Annotated in this window: 6 protein-coding genes; all 6 read right to left on the reverse strand. The window is 64.2% G+C overall.

Annotated features, from left to right (window positions below; genetic code table 11):
* A partial coding sequence (locus tag VGZ23_20620; GenBank protein HEV2360000.1) for a hypothetical protein occupies window positions 1-845 on the reverse strand: 845 nt, incomplete at its 3' end.
* A gap of 32 nt (window positions 846-877) precedes the next feature.
* On the reverse strand, window positions 878-1,288 hold the full coding sequence (locus tag VGZ23_20625; GenBank protein ID HEV2360001.1) for a hypothetical protein: 411 nt from the start codon (window positions 1,286-1,288) through the stop codon (window positions 878-880).
* A 74-nt stretch (window positions 1,289-1,362) separates the two neighbouring features.
* On the reverse strand, window positions 1,363-2,016 hold the full coding sequence (locus tag VGZ23_20630) for a hypothetical protein (protein HEV2360002.1): 654 nt from the start codon (window positions 2,014-2,016) through the stop codon (window positions 1,363-1,365).
* A gap of 331 nt (window positions 2,017-2,347) precedes the next feature.
* On the reverse strand, window positions 2,348-3,136 hold the full coding sequence (locus tag VGZ23_20635; GenBank protein ID HEV2360003.1) for a hypothetical protein: 789 nt from the start codon (window positions 3,134-3,136) through the stop codon (window positions 2,348-2,350).
* Between the two features lie 142 nt (window positions 3,137-3,278).
* On the reverse strand, window positions 3,279-4,046 hold the full coding sequence (locus VGZ23_20640) for a hypothetical protein (protein HEV2360004.1): 768 nt from the start codon (window positions 4,044-4,046) through the stop codon (window positions 3,279-3,281).
* A gap of 11 nt (window positions 4,047-4,057) precedes the next feature.
* Window positions 4,058-4,561 (reverse strand): hypothetical protein (locus VGZ23_20645; GenBank protein HEV2360005.1); only part of this gene is annotated, 504 nt, incomplete at its 5' end.

Below are 4,561 nucleotides of genomic sequence, written 5' to 3' on the forward strand. Positions count from 1 at the left end.
TTATTGAACACGGTAAGCGCGATGACGTCGTTCTCTGTCATTCGCAACGGACCGAAGGGTGAGGGCTCGATGACCTCGCCGAGCGACGAGAGCAGGTCTTGCTGATCGCGCTCCGGGATGCCGTTGCGCGTGATCTGAAAGACCAGGTTTCCGTCGCCGTCCGTCCACCCGCCGCCAATGACTTGATTGGCGAGGCGATTGATCACGCCGCTGCGTCCGACGCCGGCCACGATGCTGACAATCGTCGCCGTCACGCCCAGGGCGGGCATACGGATCGTTCCACTCAGGTTGAAGGGCTCGCCTGAGCTCGGCATCTCGATCCACGGCGGCCGCTGCACCATGCGGTAGCCCTCGGGAGAGGTTGCAGGCTGCCCATCACCGAGCCCGAGCGACGTAATGGGCGGAATGTCTTTCGGGTCCGGACGTCCGGGAAGAACGAAGCCGCACAGATTCAACCGGCCGCTGTTCGCGACCGTCGAGAGATTGGCGACTTTCGCGAGAATCCGCTGCCCGGGCTCAAACAGATAAGGCCGCTTGAAGAAAAACGGCTCTTCCGCGGTTCCCGCCTGGCTGCCCTGGAAGAGCGGCCCATCCGAGAGCGGCCGCTTGCGGAGCGGGTCGTACAGCAAGACCTCCGCGCCCTGGGGCTGAATGCTGCTGGCCGTGGCCCCCCACACCTTGAACCACCCAGGCGCGACGGTGAAAAAAGAGTCCGTCGCCTGCGCGGCGAGGCTCCACGGGATCACGGCAATGTAAGGCCGTGAGCCGATCAGTTTCATGCGCTCGCGGCGGCGCGGAACGAAGCCGGGAGTCATCATGCCGCGATATGTGAGCCAAACGCCCATATAAGCTGCCATGTGTTGCCGACGAGCCGAGGCTACTCGATCTTGTCCGGCGGCGGCGGAGGAGGCTCAGGTGTTGGCTCTGGCTCTGACCCCTTCGCTCCCTCGACCTTGTCCAGCGGCGGCGGCGGCGGCGGCGGAGGAGGCTCAGGTGTGGGCTTTGACCCCGTCGCGCCCGTGTAACGAATCTTGGGGTGCGGATTCCCTGGCGTCCAGGGTTTCGGAGCGCGTGGCAAAGCGCCGGAGTAGGGCGCTAGCTGATCGGGGCGCACGTCGATGATCTGGCCGTCCAAGGATCCGCTCATCAGTTCTACGTGAACCCTCGTCCACTGCGGGCCGCGTCCGTCCTCCTCGATGCCGACGATGGAGGCAATCGCGCCGTCGAGCTTGAAATTCGTGCCAGGGATCGATCCGCCGGTGATTTGAACTTTCTCTCCGAGATCCATAAAGTCTCCTTTCGAAGGTGGCCGTTCCCGCGTGCTGCCCCGGCAACGGCCAAGCTGGGCTCTTCGAGGAGAAGTTACGCTGCCAGGGGCATCCGCCCGCTCTTCGCGGGAGGCTCTTCAAGGAGCGCGTGACCCCACAAATCGATCTCGACGTTGTTGGTGGCCACGCCTGCGGTCCAGGCCACGGTGATGGCTGTTCCGGCCGCCGGCGCCGCCGAGTAGGTGACGGAGATCGCCCCGGTCTGATAGTTGACGGTCCCGGTGATGTTCGTCCCCGCGATCTGCCCGTTCTTTCCCGAGTCGGTTCCACTTACTACGCCCGGCGGGTCGGTCACGGTCACAGATCCCGGAAGAACCGGGCCTCCGATGGACCCGGTCGGGGCAAGTGTTCCGGTGAAGGTCACCGCCGCTCCGTTGCCGTTTCCGATCACGACGCTCGGCTGAACGATCGTGCCGATATCCACCGCCAGCATGTTGAGCGAGGTTTTGCGGCCGAAGCGGTACCCGCGCCCGTCGTCAATCAGCAGGCCGATCGGGAAGGGAAGCTGCCCGTTGCCGACAAAATCATTGAAGGCGACCGGCTGGTCCGAGAAGTTGAATTGGGAACCGGTGTCCTGAAGCTGTAAGGCCACTCCCGCGGGATAGTCGGCCTTGCCCATGATGAAGATCATCTCCCATTCCCAATCGTTGGCGAGCTGCTTGGGGAAGTTAGCCTTGCCTCCCGTCAAGACCTGGAAGGCGCCCGCCACGCCGCCGAAGACGTAGTGGAACGGCGCTCGAAACCGGCTGTCTTTAGTGATTGCGCCGGCGCCGCTACAGACCGGACACGTCATGGCATGTCCCGTGGCGACGTTCCCCACCGCCCCGTTGCCGGAGCAGGCAGGACAAAGCTCTTTGGTTTGCGCCTGGCTCATAGTTTTCACCTCATCGCCACGTTTAGTTAGATCCGGGATCGCCGCCCGTGTGCGAGCTCGAAGCCCGAGCGGGCGGCAATCCGCAGTCGCGCATGAGGTGGAAGGAGGAGGCCCATGCCCAGGACCACCACCTCACGCAAGCGAGCTACTGCACGCTCCGGCCGAGGACTCCTTTCAGGTGGAAGTACGCCTGAATCCCGGTCCCGCCCGTGGCGCTGGTCGCGGTGGTGTAAGTCGAAAACGCGCCGCTTCCCAGAGTGGGGTCGAGAATCAGCCCGAAGTTCTGCCCCTGGTCGATGGTGATGCCCGCGTCCTTGATCTCCTGGCCGGTGTCCGGGTCAAGCAATCCGCTCGCGAGCAAGGCATAGAAGTTGTCAGTCACGGGCCAGCCCGTGGTGGCGAAGGTCGAGGCATTGGCCGGGGCGGTCTGCGCGGCCGCGCCGCCCGACACCTGCACCTGGATGGCGTTGTTCTGCGGGATCAACGCCAGTTGCGCGGTGCAATACTTCTTGGTGGTGTCGCCGATGGTGAGATTGACCAGCGTGCCGAAATTCCACATCACCAGGTCCTTCGGCAGGATGTCTTCGCGCACCAGGCGGAAGATGCCCTGCGTCATGAACCGTTGCGGGTTGGGGAGCTGAGTCCCCGTCCCGATCAGGTTGGTGTGGAGCTCGGTCAACTGGAACGCCGTCCCGCCGATCGGAGTGTAGAAGCCGCCGATGCCCTGCTGGAAGAGCGTCTGCGCGGTGAGCGCGGTGGCAACCGCGGCCTGGTAGAACGTGTAGAGATCCTGCCGCAGAATGTCGAAGGTCAACAGCGGGCCGTTCGACGGTGTGGCAGGGCTGGCGGGCATCGCGCCCTGGAAAATGGGATTCCGCCGGCGAACATGAGGCCGGCCGAGTTCCTGTTCATCGACTTCGATGAAGTTCCTCATTTGGTACCTCTCAAAAGGCTCCGGCCTCAGCCGGGCTTGGATTCCAGGGCCGCGAAGCCCTGGGGTTCTCCGCCGTGGCGGAAAAAGCTAAAGGTGGAGCGGACCCAACGGACTCAACGCGGGATCCGCCCCGGAGTGAATCTCAAGCGGCGCGACGGAACTGCGCCGACCATCCCATGCCCGTCTTCACCGCCGCCGGCGCCGCCTGCACAACCACAGGCGGAGCCTGGGACATGCGCTGATGCCCGGACGTGAGATCAGTTTGCGATCCGGTCGGCAAGTACGCTTGGCCGGTCCGGTAGAACTGCCCGAGTCCGGCAGTGCCGGGCGCCGCGGAGCCGATCGGAGCCGAGAACTCGATGATCTGCTTGCCGGTCTGATCATCGATGACGCGCCCGACCAGGGCCACGCCTCCGCCGATCAGCCAGCCCACAGCTCCGTTGGGGAAGCCGGCAGCGTTCAAGCCCATCGCTCCCAGCACCGCCACGATGAAGTTCATGACGTAGCCGAAGAAGCCGACGTCCTTCGACCCGAGCACGAGGCTCGGGATCCAGACAGTTCCCACTCCGCCCGCCGCGCCACCCACCACCATCGCGCCCACCTTCGGCCAGGTCTGTCCGGCCGGAAGGATGGGATTCTTCGCGTGGCGGTGATGACGCGTCTGGTGCGGGTTGCCTCCCGAGTGGCGTCGCGCCAGCGCTCCCGCTGAGGCGCCGCCGTGGCTTTTCTTTTTTGATTTGCTTTTTGCCATGCTGCTCCTTTCGCGGTGAGGGTTGAAACCGAGACCCGTGATCACCGCCTCAAGTGGATTGGTGCGTTTTTGACGACGAGGACCGTCAGAGGTTCCCCGTTGCGACCGTTTCTCTGGGCGCTTGGACTTGGGATTTCCGACTACGTAAGCCTTGGCCATGATTCGCCTCTCTAAAACGCCGCGCCGATGGTGAACCCTCCGCCTACCAGGTGCCCTTCGCCTGACGAGGGATCGATCAGGAAGCTCATCTTCCGGTCGTAGTGATCGATGCCGGCGCGGATCTTCGCCCAACTCGGGACCCGCCAGGGCTTGAACACGATCTCCGCCACCGGCTCGATGATGAGAAAAGAAGAATTGCGCAGCACCTCGCAACTTCGATCGCGATAACGCTGCTCGCAGTCCACCGGCCCGCCCGGAGAGAGCCCGCGCGTGTCTCTGATGTCGGGCGGATGCCGCACCGCGCCGCGCCAGTGGCCGCTGTCGGAAAACAGCAGCAGGTCCTGATGGTCTTCGGACAACCCGAGCCACGGCCCCGGCCGCTCGGGACTACCCTGCCAGTCGATTGCGTTGACGGGAGGAAACATATTGCGGTCCGTCGTGGGCGGCAGATTCATCGCCGCCGGATCGAAAATCAGCATCACCAAGCGGCCGAGCCGCGTGTATTGCGGCTTGCC

This window comes from bacterium (assembly GCA_035945995.1).
GTDB lineage: Bacteria > Sysuimicrobiota > Sysuimicrobiia > Sysuimicrobiales > Segetimicrobiaceae > DASSJF01.